Annotated in this window: 14 protein-coding genes; 13 read left to right on the forward strand and 1 reads right to left on the reverse strand. The window is 66.1% G+C overall.

Annotated features, from left to right (window positions below):
- Positions 1 to 37: 37 nt before the first annotated feature.
- The 6 genes from FAZ21_RS17880 (at position 38) to FAZ21_RS17905 (ending at position 6,460) form a co-directional block, all read left to right on the forward strand.
- Positions 38 to 484 carry a DUF6491 family protein gene (locus FAZ21_RS17880; RefSeq protein ID WP_136774796.1) on the forward strand — a complete coding sequence of 149 codons (447 nt, stop codon included), beginning with the start codon at positions 38 to 40 and terminating at the stop codon, positions 482 to 484.
- 270 nt (positions 485 to 754) lie between these two features.
- Positions 755 to 1,438 carry a response regulator transcription factor gene (locus tag FAZ21_RS17885; protein ID WP_136774797.1) on the forward strand — a complete coding sequence of 228 codons (684 nt, stop codon included), beginning with the start codon at positions 755 to 757 and terminating at the stop codon, positions 1,436 to 1,438.
- A complete protein-coding gene (locus FAZ21_RS17890; protein WP_136774798.1) occupies positions 1,435 to 2,817 on the forward strand; it encodes a sensor histidine kinase in 1,383 nt (460 codons plus the stop codon). Before FAZ21_RS17885 ends, FAZ21_RS17890 begins: the two co-directional genes overlap by 4 nt.
- A gap of 271 nt (positions 2,818 to 3,088) precedes the next feature.
- Complete coding sequence (locus FAZ21_RS17895; RefSeq protein WP_136774799.1) at positions 3,089 to 3,484, forward strand: hypothetical protein; 396 nt, start codon at positions 3,089 to 3,091, stop codon at positions 3,482 to 3,484.
- Between the two features lie 245 nt (positions 3,485 to 3,729).
- The gene (locus FAZ21_RS17900) at positions 3,730 to 4,524 is read left to right on the forward strand and encodes a CHAP domain-containing protein (RefSeq protein ID WP_136774800.1); all 795 of its coding nucleotides are present in this window, start codon (positions 3,730 to 3,732) and stop codon (positions 4,522 to 4,524) included.
- Positions 4,525 to 4,837: 313 nt separating this feature from the next.
- Positions 4,838 to 6,460, forward strand: a complete 1,623-nt coding sequence (locus FAZ21_RS17905; protein ID WP_169307480.1) for a methyl-accepting chemotaxis protein — start codon at positions 4,838 to 4,840, stop codon at positions 6,458 to 6,460.
- 357 nt (positions 6,461 to 6,817) lie between these two features.
- Here the strand turns inward: FAZ21_RS17905 and FAZ21_RS17910 are convergent, their stop codons facing one another.
- A complete protein-coding gene (locus tag FAZ21_RS17910) occupies positions 6,818 to 8,872 on the reverse strand; it encodes a TonB-dependent receptor domain-containing protein (RefSeq protein WP_169307481.1) in 2,055 nt (684 codons plus the stop codon).
- A gap of 209 nt (positions 8,873 to 9,081) precedes the next feature.
- On the opposite strand from FAZ21_RS17910, the gene FAZ21_RS17915 reads away from it, so the two are divergent.
- The 7 genes from FAZ21_RS17915 (at position 9,082) to FAZ21_RS17945 (ending at position 14,009) form a co-directional block, all read left to right on the forward strand.
- The gene (locus FAZ21_RS17915; RefSeq protein ID WP_136774803.1) at positions 9,082 to 9,960 is read left to right on the forward strand and encodes a helix-turn-helix transcriptional regulator; all 879 of its coding nucleotides are present in this window, start codon (positions 9,082 to 9,084) and stop codon (positions 9,958 to 9,960) included.
- Between the two features lie 276 nt (positions 9,961 to 10,236).
- Positions 10,237 to 10,956 (forward strand): beta-ketoacyl synthase chain length factor, encoded by a 720-nt coding sequence (locus FAZ21_RS17920; protein WP_136774804.1) that lies wholly within the window; start codon positions 10,237 to 10,239, stop codon positions 10,954 to 10,956.
- The gene (locus FAZ21_RS17925) at positions 10,953 to 11,726 is read left to right on the forward strand and encodes a lysophospholipid acyltransferase family protein (RefSeq protein WP_136774805.1); all 774 of its coding nucleotides are present in this window, start codon (positions 10,953 to 10,955) and stop codon (positions 11,724 to 11,726) included. The genes FAZ21_RS17920 and FAZ21_RS17925 overlap by 4 nt, the downstream gene beginning before the upstream one ends.
- Entirely contained in the window at positions 11,707 to 11,967 is a 261-nt protein-coding gene (locus FAZ21_RS17930) for a phosphopantetheine-binding protein (protein WP_136774806.1), read from the forward strand. Before FAZ21_RS17925 ends, FAZ21_RS17930 begins: the two co-directional genes overlap by 20 nt.
- Positions 11,968 to 12,161: 194 nt before the next feature.
- Positions 12,162 to 12,407: an acyl carrier protein gene (locus tag FAZ21_RS17935; protein WP_136774807.1), complete on the forward strand. Its 246-nt coding sequence runs from the start codon at positions 12,162 to 12,164 to the stop codon at positions 12,405 to 12,407.
- Positions 12,407 to 12,949, forward strand: a complete 543-nt coding sequence (locus FAZ21_RS17940; protein ID WP_136774808.1) for a COG4648 family protein — start codon at positions 12,407 to 12,409, stop codon at positions 12,947 to 12,949. Before FAZ21_RS17935 ends, FAZ21_RS17940 begins: the two co-directional genes overlap by 1 nt.
- The gene (locus FAZ21_RS17945) at positions 12,942 to 14,009 is read left to right on the forward strand and encodes an AMP-binding protein (protein WP_136774809.1); all 1,068 of its coding nucleotides are present in this window, start codon (positions 12,942 to 12,944) and stop codon (positions 14,007 to 14,009) included. The genes FAZ21_RS17940 and FAZ21_RS17945 overlap by 8 nt, the downstream gene beginning before the upstream one ends.
- Positions 14,010 to 14,093: the final 84 nt, after the last annotated feature.

The following is a 14,093-nucleotide window of genomic DNA, read 5'->3' on the forward strand; positions in this document are numbered from 1 at the left end:
GGCGCGCCCGCGCCATGTCGTTCCTCCAGGAGAATCGATGCCCCTCATCGCAGCCTTGCTGATGACCTTGGGCCTGGCGTTTGTTCCCGCCGCACAAGGTGCGAGCGGAGTCCCTACCGCCTCGGTCGGTACGCCGGTCAGCGCTGGCGTGCGCCGCCATCTGCGCGTGCCGACCACGATGCGCTGGCGGGCCATCGACAAGCGGGATGTCCTGCTCTGGACCGGGCGCGAAGAAGTCTGGCATCTGCAACTGGCCGGAGATTGTCGCGCACTGCCCACAACAGGCCGCCTCGGCTTCACCGCTCATCGCGGCCATCTGGTCGCCGGGCGCGACGAAATCCGTGGGGACGGCGGTGCCTGCACGATCGCCAACATCGTTGCCGCGCCGCCCGCGCCGCGCGATGGCAATCCCCAGGCGCCCACCTATCCCGCCTGGCGCATCGAGGTTTCCCGTCATACAGCGAGCAACGGCGCCGTCCGCTGAGTACTGGCGCCGCAAGCGGACATGGCGGCTAAGCCCGGATTGCGACAACCAGATGGCAAGGGTGGTAACACAAACGTTGCACCCTTTCGCGACCTCGCCGATCCTGAATACCTTTGGCAAGCCGGCCCCCGGACCGAAAACCCGTCCGCTTGGGTAGGTGGTCCCGGCGGGGGGCCGGATATACGATCAAAACGTGGCGCTTTGCGCATCGTTCCGAACCGCACCGATGCGGGTCGATAACGACTGCGAACACGTCCTGGAGAAAGTACCGTGCGCATTCTTATCGTGGAAGACCAAGCCGCCCAAGCGGAGTACACCCAGAAGGCGCTGCGCGAAGGGGGTCACGCGGTGGACCTGGCCAGCGACGGCAAGGAAGGTCTCTACCTGGCAACCACCGAACAATACGACGCCATCGTGCTCGACCGCATGCTGCCCAAGGTGGACGGATTGACACTGCTGCGCACGCTGCGTGCGTCCGGCATCGCCACCCCGGTGCTGCTGTTATCCGCGCTGGCCGAATCGGACGACCGGGTGGAAGGCCTGCGCGCCGGCAGCGATGACTACCTGACCAAGCCGTTCCACACCGCCGAACTGCTGGCCCGGCTGGAGGCGATCACCCGCCGCGCCAGCCCGCAGCAGACCGCCCAGGTACAGGTGCTGAGAGTCGCCGACCTGGAACTCGATCGATTGTCGCGCCGGGTGCGACGCGGCGGCACGCCACTGGATCTGCAACCGCGCGAGTACCAATTGCTCGAGTACCTGATGCGCCATGCGGGGCAGGTGGTCACGCGCACCATGCTGCTCGAAGGCGTATGGGACTACCACTTCGATCCGGGCACCAACGTCATCGACGTGCACATCAGCAAACTGCGGGGCAAGGTGGACACCGCCGGCCTGCCGCCGCTATTGCACACGGTACGCGGTGCGGGCTACCGCCTGGGCGAAGCCGCGTGAAGCCCTTGCGCGCCAGCCGCGCATGGTCGGCCGGGCGAGCCTACATGCTGGCCAGCCCTTTCCATCGTTTCGTATTGATCCTGCCGCTGTTCATGCTGCTGGCAATGGGCGTGTTCGTCTTTCTCACCTACCGCGAGGCACAGGGCGCACTGCTCGACGAATTCCGCGTGGCGCTGCGCGAGGAGATCACCAACCTGGAGATGGTCTACCGCGAAGAAGGCCTGGAATCGCTGCGCGAATCGATCGAACGCCGCACCTCCCTGGGCGAAGCGGACCACACCATCTACCTGCTCACCCAGCCCGACGGCAAACGGCTGGCCGGCAACCTGTGGCAGTGGCCAATGGGCGTACCGGTGCTGGACGAACACTCGGTCACCTTCGCCGACCCACTCAGCGGCAACACCGTGGCCGCCGAGGTGTTCCTGCTTTACGGCAACTACCGGTTGCTGGTGGGACGCCGCGCCATCTACGAACAGGTCGGCGAGCATCTGTTGCGCAATTATCTATGGCTATCCAGCGCGGTGATCCTGGCCTCGCTGGCCTGCGGCTGGGCCTTTACCCGACTGATCCGGCGCCGACTGGGCGCCATCGCCGCCACCGCGCGCGCCATCCGTGCCGAAGCCACGCATGCGCGCATCCCCATGGGCAAGAGCGGCGACGAAATCGACGCGCTGATCATCGAGCTGAACGCCATGCTCGACAACCAGGACAAGCTGCTGCTGTACGCGCGGCAATCGTCGTTCGCCATCGCCCATGACCTGCGCCACCCGCTGTCCCACCTGCGCAACGAACTCTCCGAGGTGGCCGCCGATCTGCGGAGCACCCCGCAAGGCGATCGGGTAGACCACCTGATCGAGGACGTGAACCGCATCCTGTCGGTGTTCGGCGCGCTGCTGCGGCTGGGCCGGCTGGAATCGGGAACCCAGGTCCTGACGCGCCAGCCGCTGGCTCTCGATGCCCTGGCCGCCGACGTGGTGTCGCTGTATGCGCCGCTGGCCGAGGAAACCGGCCGTGCCGTGGTGCTGCATGCCAAGCGCCATATCGCCAATGTCGATCGCGAACTGCTGGGGCAGGCGCTGGCCAACCTGATAGAAAATGCGCTGCGCTACGGCCACGGCGATATCGAAGTCAGTGTGACGCCGCAGGACGACGAAGTATTGATCGGAGTGCGGGACCACGGCCCCGGCATTCCGGTCGATGCGCTGCCCCGCGTGGTCGAACCGTTCATCCGGCTGGAAACCAGCCGCCACTCACCGGGTTCCGGCCTGGGGCTGGCACTGGTCAAAGCCATCGCCGAAGCTCACGGCGGCGAACTGTGGCTGCTGCCGGCCCAGCCCGGTCTGAATGCCGTGATGGCCTTGCCCGCCAGTCCATTCTAATTTACTAATATTCTTTCCTAAAGAGTCAGATATCTGGTGTTTCGCAAGACGACATCGTATGATGATGGCGTCGTTTCCTGCTCGCGGCGCCGATCATGACCTTCTCCTCAAACCGCCTATCTGTTTGCTTTCACAGCGAAATATCGCGGCTGGCCATCCTCGACGCGCCGCTCTCACCCCCAGTAAGCAATTTGGGCCAATCCAAGCAGCTTCCAACGCATTTCAGTCATTTTCCTACGCAAGCCTTTTCCCGGCTTTTGGGGGCCTGAGCATGCGTTTCGCCCGTTCGCTGCTGCTGGTGATCTCGCTTGCCCCCTGCCCCCTGACCGGGGTGGCGGCACCGCAGTCGGAGGCCTATTACGGCACGCCCGTCGTGCTGGAAGGCCTGCTCCAGGAAGCCGAGGGCTACTCGGTGGAGGAAGGACGGGTGCCCTATCCCGCGCTGCGCCTGACCGAGCCGCTGAGCATCGCCGCCGAACCCGGCCATCCCCACAACGTGGCGGAGCGACGCATCTACATGGTGCAACTGGAGATGCCCGATTCGCTGCCCGCGCGCGTCATCGCCTTGCAGCGCCGGCACACCCGCATCAACTGCGATCTGTTCCACGCCTACGACCTGCGCCATCAGTCGGATGTGGTATGCAAGGTGCTGGAACTCGACGCCTGAGCGGCCCATGACATTGGCCGGGCAAGCCCGCCCCGGGCAGAGCCACCGGCCGACGTCCGATATGTCGCCTTCACCGGGCTGACACTTGCATCGTCACTCAAGAAAGTTATAAATCCCTCATTCCATCCATTCCGGGTGGAACCCCCGTTCCCGCAGCCGAAGACGCAACACGCACCCGCCTGCGGCAGGCTGCGGGCAACGCTCATGACATGCACATCGCCCGCCCCCCGGCGGAAGGAAGCGCCATGGATTATCCGAAACGCGTCATCAAGGCTGGCGAGGCGAATGCCGCCATTGTCCGCGCCGTGAAGTTGCAACTGAACCAGAAGCTGGTCCTCGACGCCGATCCGGCCGAGCGGCTGGACCCCGACAATCCCGAGTTCGGCCCGCGCATGAAGCAGTTGGTCAAGCTGTTCCAGGCGCGCAATGTGGACGATCAGGGCCGCCCGTTGAAGCAGGATGGCGAAATCGGTGCGCTCACCTGGGCGGCGCTGTTCGGTGGCGAATCGGTGGATACCAGTGACAAGGCCAGTGACAAACTGCTGGCGCGGGCGCTGAAGATCGCGGCTGGCGAAGAAAAGAAAAAGGTGCGCGAAATACCGCGCAACAGCAATCGCGGGCCCGAGGTGGACGAATACCTGAAGCGCGCCGGCGTCTCGCCCGGCCTGTCCTGGTGCTGCGCCTTCATCTATTGGTGCTTCGATGAGGCCGCCAAGGCCGGCAACCGCGCCAACCCCATGGTCAAGACCGCCGGCTGCCTGGATCACTGGCGACGCGCCACGGCGAAGGGTGCCCGACGCATTGCCGCCAAGGATGCCATCGCCGACCCCAGCCTGGTCAGGCCAGGGATGGTGTTCATCATGGATCATGGGGGCGGCAAGGGGCATACCGGTTTTGTGGAGAGCGTGAACGGCGGTTTACTGACCACCATCGAGGGCAATACCGACGCCAGTCGCACCCGCGAAGGCGGCGGCGTTTATCGCCTGAACCGTAAGGTGGGCGAGATCAACGCGGGATATATCGATTACAGCGGCGTGTGAGTTTCAGCGCCGACAGGGGCGGAAGGTGTGCAATGCGCTTTCCGCCCTACCTGCTGCATCGCCCGGAACACTGCACCAAAGGTAAGTACCATTCACCAATTAAAAGAGATTTTTGTAAGTATTTTTCGTGAAAACCACCGCTTAACGCTGACGCCTATTTCACGTTCATGTCATGTTTGTTTGCGTCATGACAAACCTCATCGCCTCACGCCAATGGCATTGTCCTGCATGAACCATTGATGCAAATGGAAACATGCGCCTCGCACGCAGCGCCGCGCATGTCCTTTTCCGCACAATTCGAGCAGGCTCTTCCATGATCCATTTCACGATTCGCCGGAAACTGTGGCTATTGATTGCATGTTCGCTGGTGATGCTGATCGTTCAGGCGATCTACGCCTTGCTGGTGCAGCACCACGCGGTACTCGACGCCCGGCGCCAGCAGACCTACAGCGCCGTCGAACTGGCCCACTCGGTGGTCAGCCACTACGGCCAGCTCGCCGTCTCGGGCCAGCTCGGGCTGGCCGAAGCGCAGGAAGCGGCCAAACAGGCGCTGGGCAGCATGCGTTTTGAAGGCGACAACTATTTTTCCACCTACGACTTGCAGTACCGGATGGTGAAGCACCCGGTCAACCCGGACCTCAACAATAAGGACCTCAGCGAGCTGAAGGACGAGCGCGGCACGCGCATTGTCGTGGAACAGGTCGAAGCGGCACGGCGTGGCCAGGGTGAATTCGTCGATTACTACTGGCCCCGCAGCAAAGACGGCCCGCTGGCGCTGAAAGTGGCCACCGCCAAGCTTTACGCGCCCTGGGGCTGGGTGGTTGCGGCGGGCAGTTTCGTCGATGACCTGGAGGCCGATTTCCGCGAACAGGCGATGATCCTGGGCGGCGGTGTGGCACTGAGCATGCTGCTGCTGGGCGGCGCATCGGTGCTGATCGCGCGCAGCGTGGTGCGGCCCATCGGCGAACTGCGCAACCAGATGACGCAGATCGCCCTCACCGGCGATCTGTCGCAACCGATCCAGATCAGCGATCACGGTGAACTCGGCGAGATGGCCACCGCGTTTGCCTCGCTGATGACGCGGCTGCGGCAGGTGATCCGCGATGTGTCGGTCAACGCCAGCGCCGTGGCTGCCGCCGCCGTGCACATGGCCGAAAGCGTGCACCGCATCAGCCAGAGCACCTCGACGCAGAAGGAATCGGCGCAGTCCAGCGCCGGTGCCGTGGCACAGATCAGTGGCAGCCTGGATCAGGTGGCGCTGAGCGTGGAGCAGGCCGTGGGACGCGCCGACGATGTGCGGCGGCTGACGCGGGACGGGCACCAAGTGGTACAGCAGGCGGTGAGCGAAATGAATGCCATCCTGCTGTCGGTCGAGCGTTCGACCGAATCCGTCACGGCGCTGGGCGACGCTTCCGGGCGCATCTCCGCCATCGTCGCCACCATTCGCGATATCGCCGACCAGACCAATCTGCTGGCATTGAACGCCGCCATCGAAGCCGCGCGCGCCGGCGAAACGGGCCGTGGCTTTGCCGTGGTGGCCGACGAAGTACGCAAACTGGCCGAACGGACCAGCCAATCCACCACAGAGATCGCCGGCATGATCGACGATATCCAGCGCGGAGCGGGCTCCGCCGTAACGCAGATTCGCGGCGTCAGCGAACAGGCACGTCAAGGCGCATCGCTGGCCGGCAACGCCGATACCTCCGTCGCCAACATCGACGATTGCAGCAGTGTCATGGCCCAGCGTATCGGCGAGATCGCCGACCTGATGAACGAGCAACGCAGCGCCAGCCACCAGGTTGCCGGCCATCTGGCGCAGATTTCCACCCTGGCCGAACAGACATCCGAAGCCATCGCCGAACTCGACGCTGCCTCCCGCCAACTGGCCGACATGGCCGCCACCCTGCAACACGCCGTCGCCGCCTTCCGCGTCTGATCGCCCACGACAACGGCCCCGGTCAGGGCCGTTGTCACCGCCCCCCCTTCAATCCCGCTTCACCAGCACATCGAACAAAACGAGCCCCCTAACGGCGGCAAGAGCGGGGGAGTGAAGTCAAGGAGCGCTGCCTCCGCAAACTCACACAGACCACATCCGGCCCGCCGCAGACGCACTTCAACCCCTGCCCCCAAGCACATCGAGCGAAACGAGACCCCACCAGTATTCGACTTCGCGGGGCCCCGGGGCGGCGAGGGCGGGGGGAGTGGAACAGGGAGCGCCGCTAGCCGCAGCCAGCACCCGATTCGCAACCGGCTCCGCCCCGCCCACCACCGCCGTACTCCGATTCGCCAGGCGCTAGAAGCTGGCCTTCACGTTAAGCCAGTAGCGCCGGCCCTCATCCACCATCCAGTTGCCATCCAGCTCGGCGCGCGGGCGATCGTCCACCGGCACGATCTCGTCGGTCAGGTTCAGCACCGCCACGTTCACCGTGAACATCTTGTTGATCACATAGCTGCCACCCAGATCGAACGTGGTGGACGATTCGCGCTCGCGCACGTTGTTGGCGCCGTTGCGGAAGGCGGCCCAGTACTGGGTGCCGGTGTAGGTCACGCGGGCGTAGGTGGACAGCTTCTCGAACGGCATCCAGTCCACGCGGGCGTTGGCCATGTGCTCGGGGGTCTTGTCCAGCGGGCGGCCGTCCAGCGAGCCACCGTCGTAGGCCGGCTCGCCGCCGCCTTCGCGCCTGGACTTGGTGAACGTGTAATTGCCCGACAGCGTCCACTGCGGATTCACCGGCCACGCGCCCGCCAGTTCCACGCCCCTGATGTTCACCTTGTCGATGTTGTCGTAGATATAGATCGAGTTGCTGGCGTTGAAACGCTCACCGGTGTCATAGCTGACCACCTTGTTCTTGAAGTCGTTGTTGAATGCGGTGACGCTGAAGCTGGTGCCGCGCGGATCGTCGTAGCGGATGCCGATTTCCTCGGTGACGCTCTCTTCCGGCTTCAGATCCGGGTTGCCGCACAGCACGCCGGGGCGCATGCCACTGCCGGCGCGGCCGGTGCGCATGCAATAGCTCTCGGCGGTCTGGCGCAAGGTGGGCGCCTTGAAGCCGGTGGCCACGCCGCCGCGCAATGTCCACGCCTCGGTCAGCTTGTACACACCATACAGGCGTGGGGTCCAGTGCGAGCCGTAGCGATCGTCGTCGTCCAGGCGTACGCCGCCGGTGAGCGAGAAGCGATCGGTGACGAAGAACTCGTCCTCGACGAACAGCGCCCAGTTCCGGTTCTTCAGCCGGTCCGCGCTGGCGGGCTTGCCCGGCACCGGCGATTCCTGCGACAGCCCGTCCAGCTTGTGGTCGGCGTATTGCATGCCCAGCTTGAGCACATTGTTGCTGAATGGCAGCGTCGCCAGCGCGTCGAGCGTGGTGTTGACGATCTCACGGTCGTCCATGTCCTTCTCGCCGTCGGTATAGTTCGACTGGACGCCCTTCTCCTGGTACAGCGACACCATGGTGCTGCCGAAGCCCCAGCGCCCGTTGTGGGTGATCGCCCAGTTGGTGCGTTCGTGCTCGTCCTTGCCGGCGTCGTTCCTGTCGTTGACCGACTTGCCCGGCGTGGTGATGTAGGTCAGCGTGTTGCGGCCCGCTTCCAGTGTGATGTCCTGGTTGTCGGTGGGAGTGATGGTCAGCTTGGCGTTGAGATTCTTGTCGCGCGTGCCTGGCGTGCTCCAGTTGGTATCGTTCGGGTAATTGATGCCATCCTCGTCGCGGTCGCTGTAGTTGCCGTATACCTGCAACCCCATCAGGCCGCTCGCCAGCGGGCCGCCTACCCAGAAATCGCCCTGCCTGGTATCGCCGTAGTCCGCATCCTGCTGGATGATCGTGCCGAGGCTGACGCTGCCCGACCATTGGGCAGGCACCTTGCGTGTAATGATGTTGATCACCCCGCCCATGGCATCCGAGCCATACAACGATGACATCGGGCCACGCACCACCTCGATGCGCTCAATCGCTTCCAGCGGCGGAATCTGGTTGGCCTGCACGCCGCCGGTGCCGCGATTCATCGTCTCGCGCGTGTTCTGACGCTTGCCATCCACCAGGATCAGCGTGTATTCGCCGGGCATGCCCCGGATCGCGATATCGGTATCGCCGGGGTTGGAGCCGACCACGCTCACGCCTTCCACATGGCGCACCGCGTCTTCCAGATTGGTGAACGGCTGGGTTTCCAGTTGCTCGCGGGTAATCACCGAAATGCTGGCGGGGGCCTCTTTGATCTGCTGCTCATAGCCGGTGGCGGTCACCACCACGGTGGATAGCGTGGTCTCGTCCTGCGCCAGCGCCGGCAGGGCGCCGGCGGCGAGCAGGGCGCAGCACAGACTGATCGGGGTGCGGGTAAAGCGCGTCTTCATTTTCACGGCCTTTTTTTGTATTGATGGAAAGCGTCGAAGGGCATGCGCGGCGGCGCATTGCGCCAAGCTGTCACACGCCCTTCCAAATGAGAATGGTTTGCATTCGCTAGTTTCGGTCGCTAGTATTTCACGATCGTCGGCTCCCCGCTTTTGCGCCATCGTCAAAAACCTTTGCGCAAACGGCGACGCCCATCGCCCCAGGACACCCCATGCGCCCCGACACCCATGTGCCCCACAACCCCGCCGGCATGCTCAAGCTGGACGACGGCCTGACCGTGCTGTGTAGCGACACCAGCCATAGCCACGCGCTCCGGCAGGAAGCCGAACTGCAACCGGGGATCGGCATCGTGCTGGTGCTGGAGGGCGAAGTGGATGTGAGCTACGGCAGCCTGCGCTGCCGCATCGGCGCGGACGGCGCCTTGCGGCATGGCGCGCTGGTGGCGCTGGCCGAGCCGGATCGCTTCGTGCGGCGTGGTCAGGGCGGCCGACCCGAGCGCAAGGTGAGCTTCTGGCTGCCGCAGCAATGGCTGGCGCACAATGATCTGGACCATGCGCCCTCGGCGCTTGCCAGCTTCCGCCGCCGGCATCTGGCGCTCAGCGGCTGGCAGCCCTCCGCCACCGCGCTGTCGCTGGCCCGCCAACTGCTCACGCCGCCGCGCTGTACCGGCGCCCTGCAACGGCTGTATCGCGAAGGTCACGCGCTGCAACTGGTGGCCGAAGCGCTATCCAGCCTGGAAGGCCACGCTCCGGCGCCGTTGCTGTCGCCGCGCCATGCACAGCGCATGGCAATCGCGCAGGAGCTGCTGGAAAGCGGCGAGGCGGATCACTGGACCCTGGGCGACATCGCCGCCGAACTCGGCCTGTCGGTCAGCGCGCTGCAACGCCAGTTCCGCGCCGCGTTCGGCTGCACCGTGTTCGACTACCTGCGTCGGCGCCGGCTGGAAGAAGCGCGCGTCGCCCTGGCGCGTGGCGGCGTTTCAGTCACCGAAGCCGCGTTGCAAGCGGGCTACGGCAGCCCGGCCAACTTCGCCACCGCCTTCCGCCGCCTGTTCGGCCTGTCGCCCGGATCGCTGCGCTCGTCGGCCTGAACCCGGCCCGCGCCGCAACGACCGACCGTTGCGGCGGAACCACCGTCCACCTATTGGTTGTCGGTGGTTTACCGACGGTTGTGTACAATTGCGGCCAATTTCGGCCCTGTTTCCGTGCATCGCGCCACCCTGGTGCGCCCGCCGCGCGGCTTGGCCGGATCGTCCCCCCTGCCCGGATTCGCCATGTCGTCCAATCTTCGCCGCTTCACCGCCATGGTCTTCCGCCTTACCCTTCGCGCGCGCGCGAACTGAGCCGCCGCGCCGGCCCTTTCCGCCATGCCGTCCCCCGCCCCCTCGTTCACCTTGTCCGGCTGGTCCGCCTGGAACCCCGCGCTGACCGACGCCGCCGCCTGGCTGGATTGGGCGGCGCGCGACGAAGCACTGCCGCAGGGCGACGGCGCGCCAGCACTGGCCGCGATGCCGCCCCTGCTGCGCCGCCGCGCGCACCGGCTGGGGCGGATGGCACTGGAAACGCTGTACGGCGCGGCGCCCGGCGACGATTGCGTCGTCGTCCATGCCTCGCGCCATGGCGAAGTCGAACGCTCGCTGGCACTGCTGCAATCGCTGGCCGCCGACGGCAGCGTCTCACCGCAGCATTTCGGCATGGCGGTCCACAATGCCATTCCCGGCCTGTTCACCATTGCCCGGCAATTGCCGCTGCCGGTCAGCGCCGTGGCCGCCGGCCGCGCCACCATCTGGGCCGCGCTGGTGGAAGCGCTGGGACAACTCGCCGACGGCGCGCCGCGCGTGCTGCTGGTGATGGCGGACGAACCCGTACCCCCGCTGTTCACCCCGTTCACCGATGAACCCGAGGCCCCGTTCGCCTATACGCTGGCGCTCACACCGGGGGACGACTGGCACCTGGACTGGGCCGCCAGCGACGCTGGCGACTGCGCCGACAATGCCGCGCCCGGCGTACTACGGGCGGTGCTGACCGGGCGGGGCTACGCCTGGCAAAGCCAGGGCCGCCGCTGGCGACTGGAACCCGGCGCATGACCGCCGAACGCGCCTGGCGCATCACCGCCACCGCCTTTTGCTTCGCCGTATTCGGCCTGGGCGGGCTGGGCTTCCTGCTGCTGGGCCCGCTCCTCACGCTGATCCCCGGCACCGCGCGCCGCCATGCGTTCACTCGCGGGCTGATGCGGCGCGGCATGGGCGCCTTCGTCCTGCTGATGCGCGGCTGCGGCGTGATCTCGCTCAGCGTGCACGACGCCCACCGGCTGCAACGGCGCGGCCAGTTCATCCTCGCCAACCATCCCTCGCTGCTGGACGTGGTGCTGCTGATCGCGCTGACGCCACATGCCGACTGCGTGGTGAAAGCCGCGCTGTGGCGCAACCCGTTCCTGCGCTGGCCAGTGGCCGCCGCCGGCTTCCTGCGCAACGACGACGGCCCCGGCGTGGTCGATGCCGCCATCCGCTCGGTGCGCAACGGCAACAACCTGATCGTTTTCCCCGAAGGCACGCGCAGCATGCCAGGCGCCGGGCTGCGCTTCCTGCGCGGCGCCGGCAACATCGCCGTGCGCGGCGAACTTGCCGTCACCCCGGTGCTGATCGTCAGCAGCGAGCCGATGCTGCCCAAGCACCGCCCGTGGTATCGCGTACCACGGCGGCGCCCCCATTTCACCGTGCGCGTGCTCGACGACCTGTCGCCCACCGCCCTGGTCCCCGAGCCGATCCCGGCTGGCCTGGGCGCGCGGCGCTACACCGAGCGCCTGCAACAACGCTTCACCGAGGAGATCGCCCGCCATGAACCCGCTACACGATGAGATCAAGCAACTCATCATCCAGAGCCTGAACCTGGAGGACATCGCCCCCAGCGATATCGACACCGACGCCGCGCTGTTCGGAGACGGCCTGGGCCTGGATTCCATCGACGCGCTGGAACTGGGTGTCGCGCTGCAAAAGCGCTACGGCCTCACGCTCTCGGCCGAATCCGAGGAGACCCGCAAACACTTCGCCTCCGTCAGGGCGCTGGCGGATTTTGTCGAGGCGAATCGGACAAAGTAGGGGAAAGACGACATCCGTAGACACGGAGAATAGTGAGCGCACAGAGACCACAGAGAAAACCTGAAAAATATGAAGAGAATAGAAGCATTTTTCTTTCACCCTCAGCCTTTGGTTTTCTCCGTGTTCTCTGTGTGCTCCCCGCGCTCTGTATCTACAGGTTTTGCCGTTTCCCCAAAATAAAAGCGAACCAAAGCATGGACAAACAAGAACTCCTGGCCCGTATCCAGCAGGTGCTGGCCGAACAATTCGAGATCGATCCGGCGCGGGTGACGCCCGCTGCGCGGCTGTACGACGATCTGGACATCGACAGCATCGATGCCGTCGATCTGGTGGTGCAGTTGCAGGCGCTGGTCGGTCGCCGCCTTTCGCCGGATGCCTTCAAGGCCGTGCGCACCGTCGGCGATGTGATCGACGCGCTCGACCACCTGATGCGCAGTTGATGCACCCGGTAATGATCCTGCTCGGCGTGCTGGCGCCGCTGGCCTTCATGGCCTGCGTCGCGCTCGGCCTGCCACTGTGGTGGGCGGGCGCCGCGCTGCTGCCGCTGGCGCTGATCCGCCGCGATACCCGCGCGCTGGCGCGCTGGATCGGCCCGCCCGCCGCGCTGCTCGGCCTGCTGACGTTGCTCACCCGCGCTGAATGGCCGCTGCGCGTCTACCCGGTGCTCAACAATACCGCGTGGCTGGCGTTGTTCGCCTGGAGCCTGCACCACCCGCCGACCCTCATCGAACGCATCGCTCGCCTGAGCGAGCCCGACCTGTCGCCAGCCGGCGTCGCCTACACCCGGCGCGTGACGCAGGCATGGTGCGGGTTCTTTGTCGTCAACGGCCTGATCGCGCTCGCCACCGGCCTGTGGGCCGACAGCCGCACCTGGGCGCTGTACAACGGTGGCATCGCCTACGCGCTGATGGGCGCGATGTTCGGCGGCGAGTGGCTCGTCCGCCGCCGCGTGCGCGCCCGTGAGGCCATGCGCCATGGCTGAGCCGCTACCGCTGGATCACCTGGCCTGTCGCACCGACGACTGGCTGCTGGCGCAGGTGGACGGCGCCACGCGCACCGCCACGGCCTGGCGCGATGACGTGGCGCGCGCGGCCACCGCGCTGGCGCCGCTGACCGCGCCGGCCGTCGCGCTGCGCCAGGCCTGCGCCTATCGCTTTTCGGTGTGGCTGTTCGCCGCGTGGCACGCCGGCAAGACTGTGCTGCTGCCCGGCGACCATGGTGAAGCGATGCGCGCCGCGCTGGGCGATGCCCCCACCATCGGCGACGCCGACTGGTCAGCGTACGCCCCCGCCACGCTGGCGCCGCTGGCCGACGCCCGTGTGGTGGTCTACACCTCCGGCTCCACCGGCGTGCCGGTCGGCGTGCCCAAGACACTGCGCCAGCTCGACGCCGAGGTGGCGGTGCTGGCCCGCACTTTCCCGCTACCCGACACCGCCGCCGTGGTCGCCACCGTCCCGCCGCAGCATTTCTACGGCCTGCTGTTCCGTGTGCTGTGGCCGCTGGCCGCACAACGCCCCTTCGTCGCCGCCACCCAGCCGTACCCTGAAGCGCTGTGGGCGCTGCCGGGCATGCCGCACGTACTGATCGCCAGCCCTGCCTTTCTCAAACGCCTGCCGCCGCACCTCGACTGGCCCGCACTGGGCGGGCGCATCACCGCCGTGTTCTCCTCCGGCGGCCCGCTGCCCGCCGATGCCGCGCTCGACGCCGCCACACGCTTCGGCGTGCCGGTACGCGAAATCTTCGGCAGCACCGAAACCGGTGGCATCGCCTGGCGCAACCGCCCCGATGCATCCTGGACCCCGCTGGCCGGTGTCGAGATCGCCGACGACGACCTGCTGCGCGTGCGCTCGCCATTGCTAGCCGATGCCGGCTGGCACGCCACGGGCGACCGCCTTGCCCGCGACAGCGCGGGCTTCCACTTGCTGGGCCGCGCCGACCGCATCGTCAAGATCGAGGAAAAGCGCGTTTCGCTGACCCAGGTCGAACACCTGTTGCTGGCACAGCCCGAAATCGCCGTCGCGCGCGTGGTGGCGCTGCAATGATCGACCTGGCTACCAATAGGGCCGTAGCCAGTACGAAACTCGGTATCCCCCATACATCCTGATGGAAACTCCGCGGTGTAGTAG

The organism is Chitiniphilus eburneus (genome assembly GCF_005048205.1).
Lineage (GTDB): Bacteria > Pseudomonadota > Gammaproteobacteria > Burkholderiales > Chitinibacteraceae > Chitiniphilus > Chitiniphilus eburneus.